This is a genomic window from Rhizobium sp. PRIMUS64, assembly GCF_023006465.1.
Lineage (GTDB): Bacteria > Pseudomonadota > Alphaproteobacteria > Rhizobiales > Rhizobiaceae > Rhizobium > Rhizobium leguminosarum.
This window is the reverse complement of sequence record NZ_JALBGX010000006.1, coordinates 1-17,956: the sequence shown is the minus strand read 5'-3', so window position 1 is coordinate 17,956 and position 17,956 is coordinate 1. Positions and strand designations below refer to the sequence as shown.

At 62.0% G+C, this 17,956-nt stretch carries 15 protein-coding genes and 1 pseudogene; 7 read left to right on the top strand and 9 right to left on the bottom strand.

Translation table 11 applies throughout. The annotated features are described in order from the left end of the window. Positions 1–69 precede the first annotated feature (69 nt). The 3 genes from MOV76_RS04225 to MOV76_RS04215 form a co-directional block, all read right to left on the bottom strand. A complete protein-coding gene (locus MOV76_RS04225) occupies positions 70–1,551 on the bottom strand; it encodes an FGGY-family carbohydrate kinase (protein WP_130719305.1) in 1,482 nt (493 codons plus the stop codon). Between the two features lie 14 nt (positions 1,552–1,565). Continuing rightward, on the bottom strand, positions 1,566–2,366 hold the full coding sequence (locus MOV76_RS04220; protein ID WP_018246777.1) for a BtpA/SgcQ family protein: 801 nt from the start codon (positions 2,364–2,366) through the stop codon (positions 1,566–1,568). Between the two features lie 66 nt (positions 2,367–2,432). Continuing rightward, positions 2,433–3,284 (bottom strand): DeoR/GlpR family DNA-binding transcription regulator, encoded by an 852-nt coding sequence (locus MOV76_RS04215; RefSeq protein WP_018449150.1) that lies wholly within the window; start codon positions 3,282–3,284, stop codon positions 2,433–2,435. 161 nt (positions 3,285–3,445) lie between these two features. On the opposite strand from MOV76_RS04215, the gene MOV76_RS04210 reads away from it, so the two are divergent. Both MOV76_RS04210 and MOV76_RS04205 read left to right on the top strand, forming a co-directional pair. Then, positions 3,446–4,231 carry an SDR family NAD(P)-dependent oxidoreductase gene (locus tag MOV76_RS04210; RefSeq protein ID WP_018517718.1) on the top strand — a complete coding sequence of 262 codons (786 nt, stop codon included), beginning with the start codon at positions 3,446–3,448 and terminating at the stop codon, positions 4,229–4,231. Positions 4,232–4,277: 46 nt separating this feature from the next. Then, positions 4,278–5,426: an ABC transporter ATP-binding protein gene (locus MOV76_RS04205; protein WP_018246775.1), complete on the top strand. Its 1,149-nt coding sequence runs from the start codon at positions 4,278–4,280 to the stop codon at positions 5,424–5,426. Positions 5,427–5,439: 13 nt separating this feature from the next. Here the strand turns inward: MOV76_RS04205 and MOV76_RS04200 are convergent, their stop codons facing one another. The 3 genes from MOV76_RS04200 to MOV76_RS04190 form a co-directional block, all read right to left on the bottom strand. Continuing rightward, positions 5,440–6,258, bottom strand: a complete 819-nt coding sequence (locus MOV76_RS04200; RefSeq protein ID WP_018449152.1) for a carbohydrate ABC transporter permease — start codon at positions 6,256–6,258, stop codon at positions 5,440–5,442. Then, positions 6,255–7,196: a carbohydrate ABC transporter permease gene (locus MOV76_RS04195; protein WP_018246773.1), complete on the bottom strand. Its 942-nt coding sequence runs from the start codon at positions 7,194–7,196 to the stop codon at positions 6,255–6,257. Before MOV76_RS04195 ends, MOV76_RS04200 begins: the two co-directional genes overlap by 4 nt. 153 nt (positions 7,197–7,349) lie before the next feature. After that, positions 7,350–8,636, bottom strand: coding sequence for a sugar ABC transporter substrate-binding protein (locus MOV76_RS04190; protein WP_018517719.1), 1,287 nt, complete (start codon positions 8,634–8,636; stop codon positions 7,350–7,352). Positions 8,637–8,845: 209 nt separating this feature from the next. On the opposite strand from MOV76_RS04190, the gene MOV76_RS04185 reads away from it, so the two are divergent. Genes MOV76_RS04185 through MOV76_RS04165 form a run of 5 tightly spaced genes read left to right on the top strand, consistent with a single transcriptional unit; the run spans position 8,846 to position 15,176 of the window. After that, on the top strand, positions 8,846–10,297 hold the full coding sequence (locus MOV76_RS04185; RefSeq protein WP_018449154.1) for an FAD-dependent oxidoreductase: 1,452 nt from the start codon (positions 8,846–8,848) through the stop codon (positions 10,295–10,297). Then, on the top strand, positions 10,294–11,331 hold the full coding sequence (locus MOV76_RS04180) for a questin oxidase family protein (RefSeq protein WP_247263908.1): 1,038 nt from the start codon (positions 10,294–10,296) through the stop codon (positions 11,329–11,331). The genes MOV76_RS04185 and MOV76_RS04180 overlap by 4 nt, the downstream gene beginning before the upstream one ends. A gap of 18 nt (positions 11,332–11,349) precedes the next feature. Continuing rightward, the gene (locus MOV76_RS04175) at positions 11,350–12,546 is read left to right on the top strand and encodes an amidohydrolase (protein WP_028732363.1); all 1,197 of its coding nucleotides are present in this window, start codon (positions 11,350–11,352) and stop codon (positions 12,544–12,546) included. Positions 12,547–12,584: 38 nt separating this feature from the next. Continuing rightward, positions 12,585–13,934 carry an 8-oxoguanine deaminase gene (locus MOV76_RS04170; RefSeq protein WP_047620470.1) on the top strand — a complete coding sequence of 450 codons (1,350 nt, stop codon included), beginning with the start codon at positions 12,585–12,587 and terminating at the stop codon, positions 13,932–13,934. Between the two features lie 9 nt (positions 13,935–13,943). After that, the gene (locus MOV76_RS04165; protein ID WP_047620469.1) at positions 13,944–15,176 is read left to right on the top strand and encodes an amidohydrolase family protein; all 1,233 of its coding nucleotides are present in this window, start codon (positions 13,944–13,946) and stop codon (positions 15,174–15,176) included. Positions 15,177–15,207: 31 nt separating this feature from the next. On the opposite strand, the pseudogene MOV76_RS04160 reads toward MOV76_RS04165, so the two are convergent. The 3 genes and pseudogenes from MOV76_RS04160 to MOV76_RS04150 form a co-directional block, all read right to left on the bottom strand. Then, a pseudogene (locus tag MOV76_RS04160) lies at positions 15,208–15,409 on the bottom strand (DDE-type integrase/transposase/recombinase); the annotation flags it as partial. 246 nt (positions 15,410–15,655) lie between these two features. Next, complete coding sequence (gene lpdA, locus MOV76_RS04155) at positions 15,656–17,053, bottom strand: dihydrolipoyl dehydrogenase (RefSeq protein WP_247263907.1); 1,398 nt, start codon at positions 17,051–17,053, stop codon at positions 15,656–15,658. A 5-nt stretch (positions 17,054–17,058) separates the two neighbouring features. Beyond that, positions 17,059–17,956, bottom strand: an 898-nt coding sequence (locus tag MOV76_RS04150) for a dihydrolipoamide acetyltransferase family protein (RefSeq protein WP_247263906.1), incomplete at its 5' end; no start/stop codon positions are given.

The window sequence follows — 17,956 nt, the reverse complement described above, 5'->3', positions numbered from 1 at the left end:
GCCACGTCCAGTTGCCTGCATCGTCGGATCCCGGTCTATCCCTGTCATCGCGCTCGAATTCCGCTGAGTCTATGGTCTGTAAAGCGCACGATAGGTCCGATAGCCCTCGTTATAAACCGCCGCATTGTCGGTATTGGGCACGATACTTTCACCCTGGCTGACAAAGGCGGTTACACCGGACCAGTCCTCGGTCAGTCCGGCGCCGATCGCCGCTGCCCAGGCGACGCCGAGGCAGGAGCCGGGATGGCCGGTGAGACCTTGTAGCGGCTGCTGCAGCACATCGGAAACGATCTGCATCCAGATCCGGCTCTGCGATCCGCCGTCGGAGACGATGAACCGTGTCGTCGGGTGACCGATGTCGTTCAGGACGTCGATATGATGACGCAGCGCATAGGCATAGGCTTCCAGCATCGCCCGCCAGAGATGGCCGATATGATGCGACAGCGTCAGTCCCTCGATCAGTCCGCGCGCGCCGGCGTCGTGAATCGGTGTCTTCTCGCCGAGGAAGTAAGGCAGGATTGTCAGCCCGTCCGCGCCGGGCGCGCATTGCGCGGCCAACCGGTCGAGATAGCGGTGCACGGATATTCCCTCCGCCTTTGCCGCGATCTCCTCGTATTTGGCGAAGGTGCCGATAAACCAGTTGAGCCCCGAGCCGCCGGTCGACATGCAGCCGTTCGGCATATAGAGCCCTGGAACCAGATGATAATCGAGAAACATACGGGGATCGGGCCGCACGACATCGGTCGCCGTCAGAATATCCACTGCACCCCCGAATTTCAGCAGCACGTCGCCGGCCTTATTGATCCCCGCGCCGAAAGCCGACGCGATCATGTCGGCTGCCCCGCCGATGACAGGCGTTCCAACTGCAAGCCCCGTCGCCTTGGCGGCTTCGTCGGTCACATGGCCAAGCACCTCATGCGATACCGCCTTCCCAGGAATGGCCTCCCGCAGAATTCTGGCAAGCCCGATGAGTTCGTCGTCGAGATTGCCGGTATTAATATCGACGAAGCCCGCTTCCAGCGCCCAGTTCTGTTCGATTGCCTGCACGCCGGTCAGCTTCCAGTTGATGAAATCATAGGACCCCATAACGGTGGCAATGCGCTCGAAGACCATCGGCTCGTGCCGGGCGATCCAGCGCAGTTTTGCCGTCACCAGCTGCTGGTTGATGCCGTTTCCCGCCCGGCGGAGAAAATCCGTCTCATCCCACTCTCCCTTAAGTTCCTCGACTTCTTCGCCGCAACGCCCGTCGCTCTGCTGGATGCTGGGCCTCAGCACTTGGCCAGCGTCGTCAAGCAGCACGACGGCCGGCAGCATGCCCGTCACGCCAACGGCCGAGATTTGTCCGGCCTCAATGCCACTCGTTGCAAGCAGTTCCCTGGTAACCTCACAGACATTCGCCCACCATTCCGCCGGGTCTTCCTCGGCCCAGCCATGCTGCGGTGAATGAAGCGTCGAAGGCCGTGAGGTGAGCCCGAGCACGCGGTTCGGCAACTCGATCAAGATGCCGATGGTGGAGGTGGTGCCGATATCGAGGCCGAGCGTGATGGACATGGCGGTTCCGTTGTTCAACGCAGCGTCTCGACAGTCTCCATGAAGCGCTTTACACGGTCGCTGTCGACCGGGTTCCACGTATTGCCGTCCACCTTGAAATGTGTGCCGATGATGACACCGCTGGCAACGCTCAATATGTCGCGCACATTGTCCTTGTTCACGCCGGTATTGGCAAAGACTGGGACATCCCTGACGGTCTCGCAGACACGTCTCAGGTCTGATTGATCGACTGCCTGTCCAGTCAGCGGCCCGGAAACCAAGATGGCATCGGCGAGCGACGAGAATACTGCGCTCTTCGCTCTGAGTTCAATCGGCCGCTGGTCCAGCGAATGGGCAAATTCGGCGTTGATGTTGAAGAGCATCTTCATGTCGTCGCGGCCGAGACTGCGCCGCAGCCGCGCCGCCTTGGCGCAATCGGGCTGCCAGATCCCCATGTCGGAGGCAAAGACGCCGGTGAAGATCTCGCGAACGAAGCTCGCGCCAGTCACCGCGCCGATCGCAACGCTTGCCGAGGGATCCCAGAGATAGTTGACGCCGAACGGTACGGTCAGATGCGGCTTTACCCGCTCGACGATCGAGGTCATCGCCGCCAGTCCTTCCGGCGGCGCCTGGAAGACGTAGGGCCGGTCGTTCTCGTTGCCAAACATGATGGCGTCGACACCGCCCGCTTGCAGTTTCTCGACATCGGAAAGCACGTCGTCGACGAGCTTATTCAGCCCGCCGGCGACGTCATAGGCGGGCGAGCCGGGCAGGGCGCCGATATGCGCCATGGCGATGACTACTTTCTTCTTGACGCCGAAAAAGTCGAAGACCATGCGAAAACTCCCTGAAGCGCAATCGAGTGGACGGCATCCGCTGGAAGATCGGATGCGAAAGGGCAATCAAAGCAGTGGCTGCTCCTCGGGCGCGATGCGCACCTCGACGCCGGCAGTGGCGAGCGCATCGGCAAGGTCGGACGGCGGCATGGCATCGGTGATCAGCATGTCGAATTGCTGCAGCGGCGCGATATGCACCAGCGACATGCGCTTGAATTTGCTGGAATCGCAAAGCACCACCTTCTGTGTCGCGCGGCGCAGATAGACCCGTTTCATGTCGGTGTCTTCGAAGGAATAGTCGTAAATTCCCTGCGCCGTGATCCCGGACACGCCGACGAAGGCGATGTCGAACCAGAGTTCCTCGAATTGCAAGACGGCGGACTGGCTACTGATCGCCATTTCCTCGCCACGCATGCGCCCGCCCGGCAGGTAGACCTCGCCAGAGCCGGCGCCGAGCTGCATCGCGTTGCGCACGCTGTTGGTGAAGATCTTCGTATGCGGCTGGTTGAGCAGCAGGCCGGAGAGCAGATAGGTCGTGGTGCCGACGTCGAGCGCCAGGGTTCGCGCGCCGGCAGCAACGCCTGCGGCTGCCATCGCGATGGTTCGCTTCGAGGCGGCATTGCGCGTCAGTCGGGATTCGAAAGTCGGTTCTTCGCGGTCGACAGCCTCGTTGGCGATCGGCTCGAAGGCCTTGCCGCTGCGCACTGCGCCGCCATGGGTGCGCACCAGCCTGCCGTCCTTCTCGAGTTCGATCAGGTCGCGGCGGACGGTCATTTCGGAAACGGCAAGCTGGGAGGCGACGTCGCTGACGGAGACCGCGCCTTTGCGCGCCAGTGTCTCCAGGATGCGCGCATGCCGCACCTGGGCCAGAACCTTCGGTTTTTCCGCTGCGGCGACCATCTGCTGTTCCGCGTCCATGATACCGTTCTGATCCTCCCGCCGTCGCAACCCGTGGCTACGAACTGATTGTTGCCCTCTATGTATCGAATGAGTCGAACAAATTCAAACATAAATTTCTCTTGTTGTGTATGATTTTGTTGATATATGATCGGGGATGTTTCCATTCGATGAGGGCGGGCATGCAGTCACCGAGCTTTCCAGAACTATCCGGCAAGCGTGCGATTGTAACCGGCGGAGCGACAGGGATAGGGCGCGCGATCGCGACCGCGCTCTCCCGCCAGTCGATCCAGGTGGCGATCTGCGACATCAACCTGGCTGCCGCCGAACAGACGGCGGCCGAGATCGGCAACGGCGCCACTGCCTATGCGATCGACGTTCGCAAGCGAGCCTCGGTCGAGGCGACCTTTTCCGAGGTTGTCGAGAGGACCGGCGGTTACGAGATCCTCTGCGCCAATGCCGGTGTCTCCACGATGCAGCATGCGCTGGAACTGACCGACGAGGAATGGGACTATAATTTCGACGTCAACATTCGCGGCATCTTCCTGACCAACCAGGTTGCCGCGCGCCGTTTTACGGGCATCGGCACCGGCGTCATCGTCAACACCGCCTCGCTCGCCGCAAAAATCGGAGCGCCGCTGCTGGCCCATTATTCCGCCAGCAAGTTTGCCGTGCTCGGCTGGACGCAGGCGCTCGCCCGCGAGCTTGCGGCTTCGGGCATCCGCGTCAATGCCGTCTGCCCCGGTTTCGTCAAGACTGGCATGCAGGAGCGCGAGATCGCCTGGGAGGCGACCCTGCGCGGCGTAACGCCCGAACGCGTCGTGGCAGATTATATCGCCCAGACGCCGCTCGGCCGGCTGGAAACGCCTGAAGATGTGGCCGATGTTGTCGTTTTCCTCTGCTCGAATTCAGCCCGCTTCATGACCGGGCAGGGCGTCAACGTCACCGGCGGCGTCTATACGACCTGACCCGTCCAGGGGCTGCAACAGGCCTCCCGTTCAGCAAGGAAAGAGCATGGCTGAAATCGTCTTCGACCAGATCAGCAAGAGCTATGGCGATGGTTATGCGGCGATCCGCAACCTGAACATGACCATCCGCGACGGCGAATTCCTGGTCCTGGTTGGCCCCTCCGGCTGCGGCAAGTCGACGGCGCTGCGCATGATCGCGGGCCTCGAGGAGATCACCGATGGCCGCCTGACGATCAACGGCGCCGTCGTCAACGATCTTGCCCCGCGCGACCGCGATATTGCCATGGTCTTCCAATCCTACGCGCTTTACCCGCATCTGACGGTGGCCGAGAATATCGGCTTCGGCCTTCGCGTTCGCGGCCTCGACAAGGCCGACATCGCCCGCAAGGTGCAGGAGACGGCGAAGCTCCTGGAGCTCGAGGACTATCTCGCCCGCAAGCCCGCCCAACTCTCCGGCGGCCAACGCCAGCGCGTCGCCATGGGCCGGGCGTTGGCCCGCAGCCCCCAGGCCTTCCTGATGGATGAGCCGCTTTCCAATCTCGATGCCCGCCTGCGCGGCCAAATGCGCGCCGAAATCGCCCGCATGCAGAAGATGTCGGGCATAACGACGGTCTATGTCACCCACGACCAGGTCGAAGCGATGACCATGGGTGATCGTGTCGCCGTCATGAGGAGCGGCGTCCTTCAGCAGCTCGGTACGCCGCGCAGCCTCTACGATCAGCCGGCCAATCTCTTCGTCGCAAGCTTCATGGGCTCGCCGGCGATGAACCTGCTGGCGGCCGATCTCTTCGTGACGGAAAACGGCCCCGAGGCCCGCTTCGGCCAGGCATCCATCCTTTTCTCGGGCGAGGTGCTAGCCGAGCGGCCGCGCATCGCCTCCGCCGCCGGGCGTGCCGTCGTGCTCGGTATCCGCCCGGAAGCCTTCCGGCCGGTCGATGCCGGTGGTTTGGCCGGGTCCGTCGCCTTCATTGAGGATCTCGGCGCCAACCTGCTCGTCCACGTCGATGTCGAAGCCGCCGACCGGTTGAAGTCGCTTTCGGCCGAAGAGGACGACGTGACACTCTCTGCCCCGCAGCTGCGCGTCATCGTTGACGGCACCAACCGGGTGAAGATCGGCGAGCGCCTGTCGCTTGCCGCCGATCCCGCCCGGATCCACGTCTTCGATGCCGCGACCGAAGCGGCGATCCGCGCTTGAGCGCAGCGTCTCATTAGTGAATGCCTTTTGTCAGGCCCTGCACGAAATAACGATTGAGGAAGAGCACGATCAGCACGATCGGGATCGTCGAAAAATGCGCCAGCGCGCCGAGCGTGCCCCAGGTGATGTCCTTCGTTCCATAGGCTGAAAGCAGCGCCACCGAGATCGGCTTGGAATCGAGCCGGGTGAGAAACATCGGATAGAGGAAGTCGTTCCAGGAAAACATCAGGCAGAACAGTGTGGAGGCGACGACGCCTGAGCGCACCGCCGGCAGCGCCACGCGCCAGAAGGAGCCGAAGAGCGTACATCCATCTGTCAATGCCGCCTCTTCCAGCTCCTTCGGCAGGCTGCGGAAATAGGAAAACATCATCCAGGTGACGAAGGCCGAATTCAGCATTGCGTTGATGAGAACGACGGCAATCCAGCTGCCGAGCAGCCCGATATCGCGCATCATCAGATAGAAGGGGATCAGCGCCGCCACGGCCGGTACCATGCGGATCGCCATGAAGAAATAGGCAACTGCAATGGCATAGCGGCTGGTCGAGCGTGCCAGCGCATAGCCTGCCGGCACGCCGAGAAGCAGCGACAGGATGACGGAACCGCCGGCAATCAGCAGGCTCGACGAAACGAGGCTCCAGACATCGAACAGGCGGAAAACCGTCGCGAACTGTTCGAAGGTTGGTGTGAAGGTCAGTTTCGGCGGGATCGAGAAGATGTCGCGCGATGGTTTGTAAGCGGTCGATGCCAGCCACAGGAAGGGCAGCAGGAAAAAGGCGAGCATGACAAGGATGAAGCTGCGCTCGCCGATGCGGCTGAGAGTACGTGCGCTCATCGCCCGTTCGCCTTTCTGTCCGCCTTGCGGATCAACAGGATGAAGCCTGCAGCGATCACGGCGATGCAGATCAGCGTCAGATTTGATATCGCCGAGGCGCGGCCGATATTGAAGAATTCAAGCCCCTGCTTTACCGCATGCAGCATCAGCGTGTTGGTTGCATTGCCCGGCCCGCCGCCTGTCGTCACGTAGACGCTGTCGAAGATGCGGAAGGCATCGATGGTGCGCAGCGTCAGCGCCAGCAGGATCGAAGGCAGCATGAGCGGAATGACGATGATCCTCAGACGCTGCAACGCTGTTGCTCCATCCACTTCCGATGCCTCGAGAATATCGCCCGGCAATGCCTTCAGGCCGGCGAGCAGGATCAGCGCCACGAGCGGCGTCCATTCCCAGATGTCGACGAAGATAAGGGTTGCTAGCGCCGAGTTCGCATTGGCGAAAAGCCCACGCGGATTGGAAATCCCGAACTCGGCAAGATAGTAGCCGACGAGCCCGTAGTCGGCGAGCAACAGCGCCCGGAAGATCAGTCCGACCACAAGCGGCGTGATCGTTACTGGAATGAGGATCAGCGCCAGACAGATCCGGTTGAAGCGATCATCGCGCCAGAGCGCCAGCGCTATGGCAAAGCCGAGCAGCAATTCGACAGTCACAGCGCCGACCGTGAAGATGACAGTGTTGACGAAGGCCCCGCGCGTCACCGTGTCGGAGAGAAGATCGATATAATTGCCGAGGCCGACGAAATGCGTCCGCGCCGGCTTGAGCAAATTATATTCGTAGAGGCTGAACCAGATACCCTGCGCCAGCGGCCAGACGCCGATGACGAGCACGTAGATGACGGCCGGCAGTGTCATCAGGATGAAGAACAGCCGCCTGCGCTCCAGATAGGAAACGCTGAAGGCCGGGGTGGGCTTCAGCGCGGAAGTGAGGGATAGGGTCACGTCATGTCCATCAGGTTCCTGGTTCGATGCGCGCTACCGGGATCAAGCCCGGGGCTCACCCGATCATGAAGCCTGAGGCGCATCGGATCAATGGTCTGGAAATGGCGGGGCCGCGACGTAGGTTGCGGCCCCTGGGAGGAAACCGTTTTGTTCTCAGAAGAGCTTTGCGGCGGCTTCCTGAGCGGCATCGAGCGCCTTCTTAGGATCGGCATTGCCGACGAGCACGTCGTTGACGGCGGTGCCGAGCAGGTCCTGAATCTCCGGATATTGCGGGATGCGCGGGCGATATTCGCCGTCGCCATGCTCGAAGGTTTCGGCGATGACGGGCAGGAAGGGGAACTTATTCAGAAGATCAGGATCGGTCATCTCGCTCTTGCGCAGGAAGCTGCCGGCGCCCATCATGTTGAATTCCTTGTGCACCGGCGGGCTGACCAGCCACTTGATGAAAGCCCAGGCGGCTTCCTTCTGCGTGTCCTTGATGCCGGCGTTGATCGCCATGCCCCAACCGCCTATGCCGTAGAGCTTCGGCAGGCCGGCGCCGCGCGGCGCCGTCGTGATCGCCACCTTGTCGACGATCTTGGAAATCGACGGATCATAGTAGCCGGGTGCGCCGACCGACCATGTCTGCATGGTCGCGGCAATGCCCTGGCGGAAGCTTTCCTCGCGTCCGCCCCAGTCGTAATCAACGGCGCCGGGAGGTGCAGCCTTCATAAAGAGGTCCTTGTAGACGGTCAGGCTCTTGATATTGGCTTCGGAATTCAGCGCCGGCTTGCCATCCGAGCCGAGGATCGATCCGCCCATTTCGGTATTGTACTGCATCCAGTCCTGCGCGACCGCCGGGCCCTTCTGGCCGTTGGCGACGAAGCCGTAGGTCTTCTTGGCCGGATCGGTCAGCTTGTAGGCGGCCTCGACCAACTCTTCCATCGTCGTCGGCGCCTTCAGGCCGGCGGCGTCAAACAGATCCTTGCGATAGGCGAGCACGTTGGCATAACCGGCGAAGGGGAAAGCGACTTGCTTGTCGCCCCAATGGCCGAGCGCATTGAGAAGCGTCGGGTAGATGTCGTCGAGCTGCAGTTCGGCAGCATCGCGCTTCATCCAGTCGGTGAGGTCGACCGTATAGTTGTTCTCGGCATACTGGCCGGACCAGACGATATCCATGGTAACGAGATCGTAGCCGCCGGTGCCGCCGACGAAATCGGTCGTCGTCTTGGTGAGCAGCGAGCCATAGTCGAGAATGTCGACCTTGACGGTAGCGCCCGTCTCCTCGGTGAATTTCGGAGCAAGGGCTGCCAGGACCGCGGCAAACTGGTCGTTCTGCGAAGCAAGCGTGAGGGTGATGCCGCCATACTTCTTGTCGGCACCGATGGCTGAGCCGGCAAAAACGACCGAGACGAGGCCTACGATCGCCAATTTCTGTGTGAGACTGCTGAGCGATTTCATTTTTGCTCCCCTTATTTTGATTGGCCGGGGCACTATACATCAAACAAAATCGCACTCAAGCGCACTTGACAAAAAATTGTAAACATTAAAAATCACAAAATAAAACATATTCGCGCATTAATGTCCATATTTTATGCGCGTTGCTTAAAAAATAGCAGGGAGTGACGATTGCTTTACTGTCCTATCCACTGCGCACGAGCTGCCCATCGATGACGACCACGCCGGACGAGCGACTGAAAGAGCTGGAATGCCGCGCACATGATGAAATGGCGCGCATCGAAGCGCTCGGCGCAGACTGGCCGGCGCTCGGCGGCGAGGACAGAGACGATTTCCATTCCATCGTCATCTGCGGTGCCGGCTTCTCCGGGCTGTCGATTGCTTTTGCTTTGAAGCGGCGCGGCATCCGCTCGGTCCATCTTATCGATCAGAGCGAGGAAGGTCGCGAAGGTCCGTGGGTGACCTGCGCCCGCATGCAGACGCTGCGGTCGCCGAAATATCTCTCAGGCCCGGATCTCGGCATCCCCAGCCTGACGCTGCGTTCCTGGTATGAAGCGCTGAACGGCACCGAGGCCTGGGAGGCGCTCGACAAGATCAGCCGCCAGGACTGGATGAACTATCTCGTCTGGTTTCGAAGGACTGTCGGTATCGACGTCGAAAACGGCACGATGCTTTCCTCGATAAATCCGGCGGGGGGCGAACTTGCTCTCACGCTGACAAAGGGTGACGGCACCAGCCGTACGATCACCTGCCGCCATCTGGTGATGGCGACCGGCATCGACGGCTGCGGCGGTCCGCGCATACCCGCGATGGTCAAGACGCTGCCGAAATCCACCTGGACGCATAGCAATGAGCCGATCTCGATCGATTTCCTCGAGGGTAGGGATGTCGCAATCCTTGGCGGCGGCACGTCGAGCTTCGACTGGGCGGTGGCGGCCCTGGAGACAGGAGCCAGAAAGGTGACCATGTTTGCGCGGAGCGCCGATCTGCCGCGCACGGAGGTTCTCGCCTGGACAAACTTCCCCGGCTTCCTCGGCCATTTCGCCGACCTGCCTGATCTGGAGCGCTGGCGCTTCGCCCACCTCTACTTCAATTTCAAGGTGCCGCCGACGCAGGAGCAGTATGACCGAGCCTGCCGCCACCCTGGCTTTACCATGCAACTCGGCTGTGGCGTCGGCGAACTCTCGATGGACGGCGGCAAGATCAGGCTGACGACCGCAAATGACATCTTCCACGCCGATCACCTTCTGCTGGGCACCGGTTACGAGATTAATTTCGCGCTCAGGCCCGAGCTTGCCAGCCTTACCGAGGCCGCAGCACTTTGGAAGGACCGTTTCCAGCCGCCGCAGGGAGAAGAGAATGCCATGCTTGCCGACCATCCCTATCTCGGTCCTGGTTTCGAACTTATGCCGAGACACGCTGAAGCCGGCTGGGTCTCGCGCATCCATATGTTCAATGCCGGCGCGCTGGCGAGCCTCGGCCCCATCAGCAATGGCGTCACTGGTCTCAAATACGGCGTGCCGCGCATCGTCGGTGCCCTGGTGAAAGCGCTGTTCATCGAGGACTCCAACCGGTATCTTGAAGCATTGGCCGCCTATGACGAACCGCATTTCGATCCTGGCATAGACGATGACGTGACGACATCAAGAGAGGTTTTGGCATGAGACAGGCCGCCGCCGTTCAATTTTCCGGACTGGAGACCATCCTTTCGCGCGCGCGCGCGGACAGTGTCGAATTTCCTTACCTCCTCGCCAACCATGTTCCAATGGTGCTGATCGCGCTTGATCGCCTCGGTGCCTCGCCGGAACGGCTGGATCAGTGGTACGAGCAGTATCGCGACAGCCACAAGCTTCAGCCGATGCCGCCGCCGGTTGCTCCGATTATCAGGGCAGCCTGGGCCGAGGCGCTTGGCGACCGCACCCGCGAGACGGATTACCGCGCCTTCTTCATCGGCGAAACCCACCGGCTCGGCATTGATGCCGTTATCCGAAGCTACCTGCCTGCCATGGTGAACGGCCTTGCCGGCAGCGCCATGCATCCGCTGATGCGTCTTGCTTATGGTGTCCTCAAAAAGGACAACGAGGAGGTCGGCACCGCGCTTGGCTATTGGGCGGCCTGTTATCTGCCGCTTCCCCCCGCGACCGGCACCGCTCCCGATACGGACGATCCTGGAAGGGTGCTTGCCGATGTCAGCAATATCGAAGGCATCCGCGATTATGCGCCGGAAACGGATCTGCTCTGGCATAATATCCGCGCTGTCGCTGCCCTTCCGGGCTTCCGTCCTGTTATCGATCGCCTGGCTTTCGGCGCAGCTACGCCGCGCCGCATGGCCGCGACTTCGCTTGCGCTCTTCGCCGGAACCATGGATTTCTCCGCACTCCATTCCGTCACTGGCTTGCATTGGCTGCGCCTCGTCTCTCTGCACCTGGAAAATGCCGAGCCCTTTTACCGCGCCTTCTGGCAGGTGATTGCCTCGCTGGTGCCGAAGATCGGCTTTCCAGAACTTCCCACCGCCGAGGCGCTGGAAGAAATGCGCAGTCGAGAGGCGCCCGTCTGGGCAGAGATCAAACGCGCCGCGATCGCTTCGGACGACGAACACGATGTCAGCCTGGTTTTTTCCACCTTGCAGGAGGAAGAGGTTTGGAAGGATCCCCTCTATCGCGTCGTTGCGGCGTGCAGGGTTGGGCTGATCGCATAGCGGATGATGGAAGGATTGATGACGCCGAGCCTCGTAATCGAAAATGCCAGGACCGAAGCCGGCGCGATCGTCTCGCTCATTCTGGCCAATGACCGGATCGCCGCGATCGGTCCGAATGCGGCGGCCGGCATCGACCCCGCGGTGCCGCGGTTTGATGCTGCCGGCGGCCTGCTTTGCCATCCTTTCGTTGACGGTCATATTCATCTCGACAAGACCCTGATCGGACTGCCTTTCATCCCGCATATCCCCGGCGATACCGTCGCCAAGCGCATCGAGGCGGAAAAATCCCTGCGGCGCACGGTGTCTTTATCGGTCGAAGCCCGTGGCGGCGCCCTGCTGGAGAGGCTCGCAGCCTATGGAACGCTCTCCGTGCGCAGCCACGTCGATATCGATACCGAAGTTGGCCTGAAGGGTCTGGAGGCCGTGCTCTCGCTGAAGCAGAGCCATGGTCATCTCGTCGATATCCAGACCGTTGCGTTCCCGCAATCCGGCGTGCTCCGCGATCCCGGCACCGCAGGGCTGCTCGATGCGGCGATCGCCGCCGGCGCCGATCTCGTCGGCGGCCTCGATCCCGCCGGCATCGATAACGACGTGAACGGCCATCTCGATGCGATCTTCGCCGTCGCCAGCAAATACGGCGTCGGGCTTGATATCCATCTACATGACGGCGGCGCGCTCGGCGCTTTCGAGCTGCGCCAGATCGCCGACCGCACGGTAGCGCTCGGTCTCGAAGGAAAAGTGGTCGTCAGCCACGCCTTCTGCCTCGGCGAGTTGGGGGATGCCGATTTCGGCCGCACCGCCGCAGTACTCGCCAGGTCGGGCGTAGCGATCATGACCAGCGCCCCAGGACCCGTGCCCATGCCGCCAGTCAAGCGGCTTGCCGCCGCCGGCGTCCGGTGCTTCTGTGCCAGCGACAATATCCGCGACGCTTGGTCGCCCTTCGGCAACGGCGATATGCTGGAGCGTGTCGGCATTCTCTGCGATCGCCAGGATCTTCGTTCGGATGAGGATCTGGCAGCGGCCTTCCGCCTGGCAACCCAGGCGCCGGCCGAGATCCTCGGCCGCCCCGTCGGCTCACTCCAGGCCGGCTCGCCCGCCGATTTTAACATCTTGCCTGCCGCGTCGCTGGCAGAGGCCGTCGCTGCCCGTCCTCTCGATCGTACCGTCTTCCGCGGGGGCGCCATCATCGCCCGTGGTGGCCGGCTGATCGTCTGATTTTTTCCGTCAATGCAGTGCGCATGGGGGAACCACCGATGAAGGGTCGTCTCTGGATTCAATCACCGCTCGCCATCATGGCCGAGGGCGCTGGGGGCGGCATCGTCGTCGAGAATGGCCGTATCGTTGAACTGGTCACGGCTGGACGGCAGCCCGCAGACTCCGTCGATGCGCGCTTCGACGCCGGCCGGCACGTCGTCATTCCGGGTCTCGTCAACGCCCATCATCATATGTTCCAGACCCTGACGCGCGCCCATCCGGCTGCGATCAACAAGTCGCTGTGGCCATGGATCCGCACGCTCTATCCGATCTGGGCAAAACACATGACGCCCGAAGCCTTCCGTCTTGCCGTCCGTCTCGCATTGACCGAGCTCCTGCTTTCCGGCTGCACCACCACCTCCGACCACCACTATCTCTACGCCGCCGGCCTCGAAGACGCGATGGATGTCGAGGCCGAGGAGGCAGCTCGCCTCGGCATGCGCATCACGCTGACGCGAGGCAGTCTCAACATCAAAGACCAGCAGGGTGTCATTTCGCCCGCCAATGTCGTGCAGGACGACGACGTGATCCTCGCCGACAGCGAGCGTGTGCTTCGGCGTTATCACGACCGCTTCGAAGGGGCGATGGTGCAGGTGGCGCTGGCACCCTGCGCGCCCTTCGACGTCACGCTGGAGCTGATGCGCGAAACAGCAGCACTGGCTGAACGCTATGATTGCCGGCTCCACACCCATCTGGTCGAGACCAAGACGGAAGCAGAATATTGCCGCAGCAAATTTGCTTGCACACCGGTGGAATATCTCGACCGTTGCAACTGGCTGAATGCCCGCACCTGGCTTGCCCACGGCATCCATTTCGATTATGCCGAGATCGCCGAGCTTGGCCGGCACGGCGTCGGCATCTGTCATTGCCCGACCTCGAACATGGTGCTTGCTTCTGGTATGTGCCGCACATGCGAGCTGGAAGCAGCAGGCGCGCCGGTCGGTCTCGGCGTCGACGGTTCGGCCTCCAACGATAATTCCAACCTGATGGAAAGCGTGCGCCATGCACTGATGCTGAACCGCCTCAGCTACGGCGCTGAAGCCGTCACCCATATCGATGCGCTTCGCTGGGGAACCGCTGGCTCGGCAAAGCTGCTTGGCCGCGACGATATCGGCAGCATCACGCTGGGCCGTCAGGCGGATCTGGCCTTTTACAGGCTCGACGAATTGCGTTTCTCTGGTGCCGGCGATCCGCTGGCCGCCCTGGTGCTCTGCGGCGCCACCACGGCCGACCGTGTCATGATCGCAGGCGAATGGCGCGTCGCCGACGGAATGCCTGCGGGTGTCGACATCGAGGCGCTGATGGCCGATCACAATCGCGTCGCCCGCAATTTTCTTCTGTCAGTCTGAGGAGGCTCCATGGCGATCGACTTTGTCATCCGCAACGCCCGACTGGCAGGCTTGACTGAACCGACCGACATCGCCTTCGAGGCGGGCCGCATCGCGGCGATCGCGCCTGGTTTCGTCTGCGATGCCCCGCATTATGATGCCGGGGAAAAATTTGCCTGTGCAGGTCTCATCGAAACCCATATCCACCTCGACAAGGCCGGGATCATCAGTCGCTGCAATCTCTGCACCGGGACACTCGCGGAAGCCATCAGCGAAACCTCCCGGGCCAAGGCGGCCTTCACCGAGGAAGACGTCTATGCCCGAGCTGCCGCGGTCGTCGAAAAGGCGATCCTCAACGGCACCATCCGCCTGCGCACCTTCGTCGAGATCGACCCACGCGCCGGGTTCCGCTCCTTCGAGGCGATCAGGCGTCTGAAGGCGGATTATGCCAGCCTCGTCGACATCGAAATCTGCGCCTTTGCCCAGGAGGGCCTGACGAACGATCCCGATACGGAAGAGATGCTGGAACAAGCGTTGAAGGCGGGCGCCGATCTGGTGGGAGGCTGCCCCTACACCGATCCCGAGCCGACCGAACACATCCGTCGCATCTTTGACATCGCCATGCGCCATGACGTCGCCGTTGATTTCCACCTCGATTTCGATCTCGACCCCGCAGGCTCTGATCTTCCGACCATTATCGTCGAGACCGTCGCGCGCCGATACCAGGGGCGCGTCTCGGTCGGCCACGTCACCAAGCTCTCGGCCCTGCCGCTGGAAGAGCTGGAGCCGATCGGCCGCCGTCTCGCCGAGAGCGGCATCGCGCTGACCGTCCTGCCGGCCACCGATCTCTTCTTGACCGGCCGCAATTCGACCTTTCTCATCCCTCGCGGCGTGACACCCGCTCATCGCCTGGCAGCACTCGGTGTCGTGACGACCATCTCCACCAATAATGTCCTCAATCCGTTCACGCCCTTCGGCGACGTCAACCTGATGCGCATGGCCAATCTCTACGCGAACATTGCCCAGATCGGCACCACCGATGGCCTCGACGGCGTCTTCGCCATGATCACGGCGCAGGCAGCCACCCTCCTGGGAATAAAGGGCTACGGCATTGCGATCGGTAGCGGGGCAGATGTCGTCCTCTTCGACGCCCCGTCGGCTGCCGATGCCGTTGCGACCATCGCGCCCGCGCTCATCGGTTGGAAAAAAGGCCGCCAGAGCTTCCTGCGACCGCGCCCTCGGCTTTTCGTGCACGAAGGCTAATCTCGTCGCCGGTCGGCCGCGTGGCGTGGTTATGCGAGCGGTGTTCCACGTCCGGCATGAGCTGGCGTTTAGCCGCCCCGTCGGAGCGCAATTTGTCGGTGATCACAACGCTTTGGCGGCGTGGCTTGCTTGTTCAGAAGTCGCGTCAACAGGCACTTGGCCGCCTTGGTGTAACTTCGCGTCTGGACGATCTCATCGAGCACATATCCGTCCTGATCAACCGCTCTCCACATTTCTGACCGTTGATGCGCACACGACTTCAATCGAACTGCCAAACGTTGCCGCAAAAGGGTTGCCGCAAAAGTCGAAGTTCCATAATGTTGATTATGCCAGATTTACATGTAAAACAGGTAAATTATGCATAATCAACCTTTAGAAGAGAAGTGACTTGCCGCCTGGTCGACATGGATGAATCCCACAAGATCCTCCGCCGGAGCACGGCGCCTTCCCGGATCTTCAGTGCCCGGCCCGGGCGTAACTCAGATGTGCAGGGCGCTTCCCAAAGCTTTCAGCGCCGCCTCCATGACCGCTTCGCTGCGGGTCGGATGCGCGTGGATGGTGCCGGCGATGTCTTCCAGGCGTGCACCCATCTCGATGGCCAGCGCAAAAGCTGCCGAGAGCTCGGAGACCCCGGCTCCCACCGCCTGCAGGCCGAGCACGAGATTGGTGTCGGCGCGGGCCACGACGCGCACGAAGCCCTCTTCGGATAGCATCGTCATCGCCCGTCCGTTGGCGCTGAACGGAAACTGGCCGGTGCGAATCTCATAACCTTGCGCCTTCGCTTCCGCCGGCGACAGGCCGGCGCTGACGATCTCCGGATCGGTGAAGCAGATGGCGGGGATGCATCGTTTGTCCCAGGCCCGCTTCTTCCCGGCTATGATTTCCGCCACCATCTCCCCTTGCGCCATGGCCCGATGGGCAAGCATCGGCTCGCCGGTCACATCGCCGATCGCATAGATGCCGCGCATCGACGTGCGGCAGCGGTCGTCGATCCTCAAATAAGGGCCGGCACGGTCGAGATCGAGCTCTTCGAGACCGGATCCTGCGGTTCTTGGGCGGCGGCCGACGGTGACGAGGATGCGGTCCGCCGGCAGGGACTGTTGGCGGCCATCGGCCGTTTCGACGATCAACGCCTCGCCATTGTCGGCAAGGCCGATCGCCTTGGCACCTGTCAACACCCGGATACCGCCTTCGGTCAGCTTGCGCATGACGGGCCGCACCAGCTCGGCATCATATTGCGGCAGCACCTGTGGCGTCGCCTCGACGACCGTCACCTCGGACCCCATTTTGGAAAAGGCGGTCCCGAGCTCCAGTCCGATGTAACCGCCGCCGACCACGACGAGCTTTTTCGGCAGCTCCGTCAGCGACAGCGCCTCTGTCGAGGAAATGACGCGGCCGCGGAAAGGCAGGTTCGCAAGCTCCACCGGATCCGAACCGGTGGCGATCACCACCGTCTCGGCGCGGATGATCTGTTGGCCTATTTCCGTCTCCACCTCCACCGTCTTGCCGTCGCGGAAGTGGGCGCGGCCGTGGACGATCTTGACTCGTGCCTTCTGCAGCAGCCCCGAAACACCACCTGTGAGCCGGCCGACGATCCCGTCCTTCCAGGCAATCGTCCTGCCGAGATCGATCGACGCGCCCTCGACGCGGATGCCCATCGGATTCTTGCCGGCAAGCATCCTTTGCGTCGCATCGAATTCCTCCGCCGCATGGATCAACGCCTTGGAGGGAATGCAGCCGACCGTCAGGCAGGTGCCGCCCGGTTTGCCGGCCTCGACGATAACAGTATCGATGCCGAGCTGCCCGGCGCGAATGGCGCAGACATAACCGCCCGGACCGGCGCCGATGACGAGGAGCTTGCAGACGATCTCTTTCATGGATCTCAGCTTTCGATAAAAATGAGCGCCGGCGTTTCGAGCAGCGTGCGGATGCGCTGCACGAAGTTTGCCGCATCCCAGCCGTCGATGATGCGATGATCAAAGCTGGAGGAGAGGTTCATCATCTTGCGCGGCACGAACTGCGTGCCGTCCCAGACCGGTCGTGTGGCGATCTTGTTGACGCCGACGATCGCCACTTCGGGATGATTGATGATCGGTGTCGAGACGATGCCGCCGAGCGCGCCGAGCGAGCTGATGGTGATGGTGGAGCCGGAAAGCTCATCGCGTGTCGCGGTGCCGGAGCGCGCCGCTTCCGCCAGCCGGTTCATCTCCGTGGCGCAATCCCAGATGCCGCGGGCTTCCGCATGCCGGACCACCGGCACGGTCAGACCGGCGGGCGTCTGCGTGGCGATGCCGATGTGCACGGCACCATAGCGCGTGATGATGCTGGCATCGTCGTCGAAAGTAGCGTTGACGTCAGGCTGTTCGGAAATGGCCTTGACCAGCGCCCGCATCAGGAAGGGCAGAACCGTCAGCTTCGGATGATCAGGCTTGCGATCGCCGTTCATGGTGGTGCGCAACTCCTCGAGCGCGGACATATCCACTTCCTCCACATAGGTGATGTGGGGGATGCGCGAGGCGGAAAGCACCATCTTTTCGGCGATGCGGCGGCGCAGGCCGGTCAGCTTGATCTCCTCGGTCGCCGTCTTCTTGGCAAAACCGTTCTTGACCGCAGCAGGAGCGGTTCCAGGAGTCAGGAATTGCTCGATATCCTCGCGCAGGATACGCCCGGCCGGTCCGCTCCCCTGCACCTGCCTGAGATCGACGCCGCTTTCCCTGGCGAAGAGCCGCACCGAGGGAGCGGCAAGCGGCTTTTCCGCCGGCGCCGCCGTCGGCACTGGC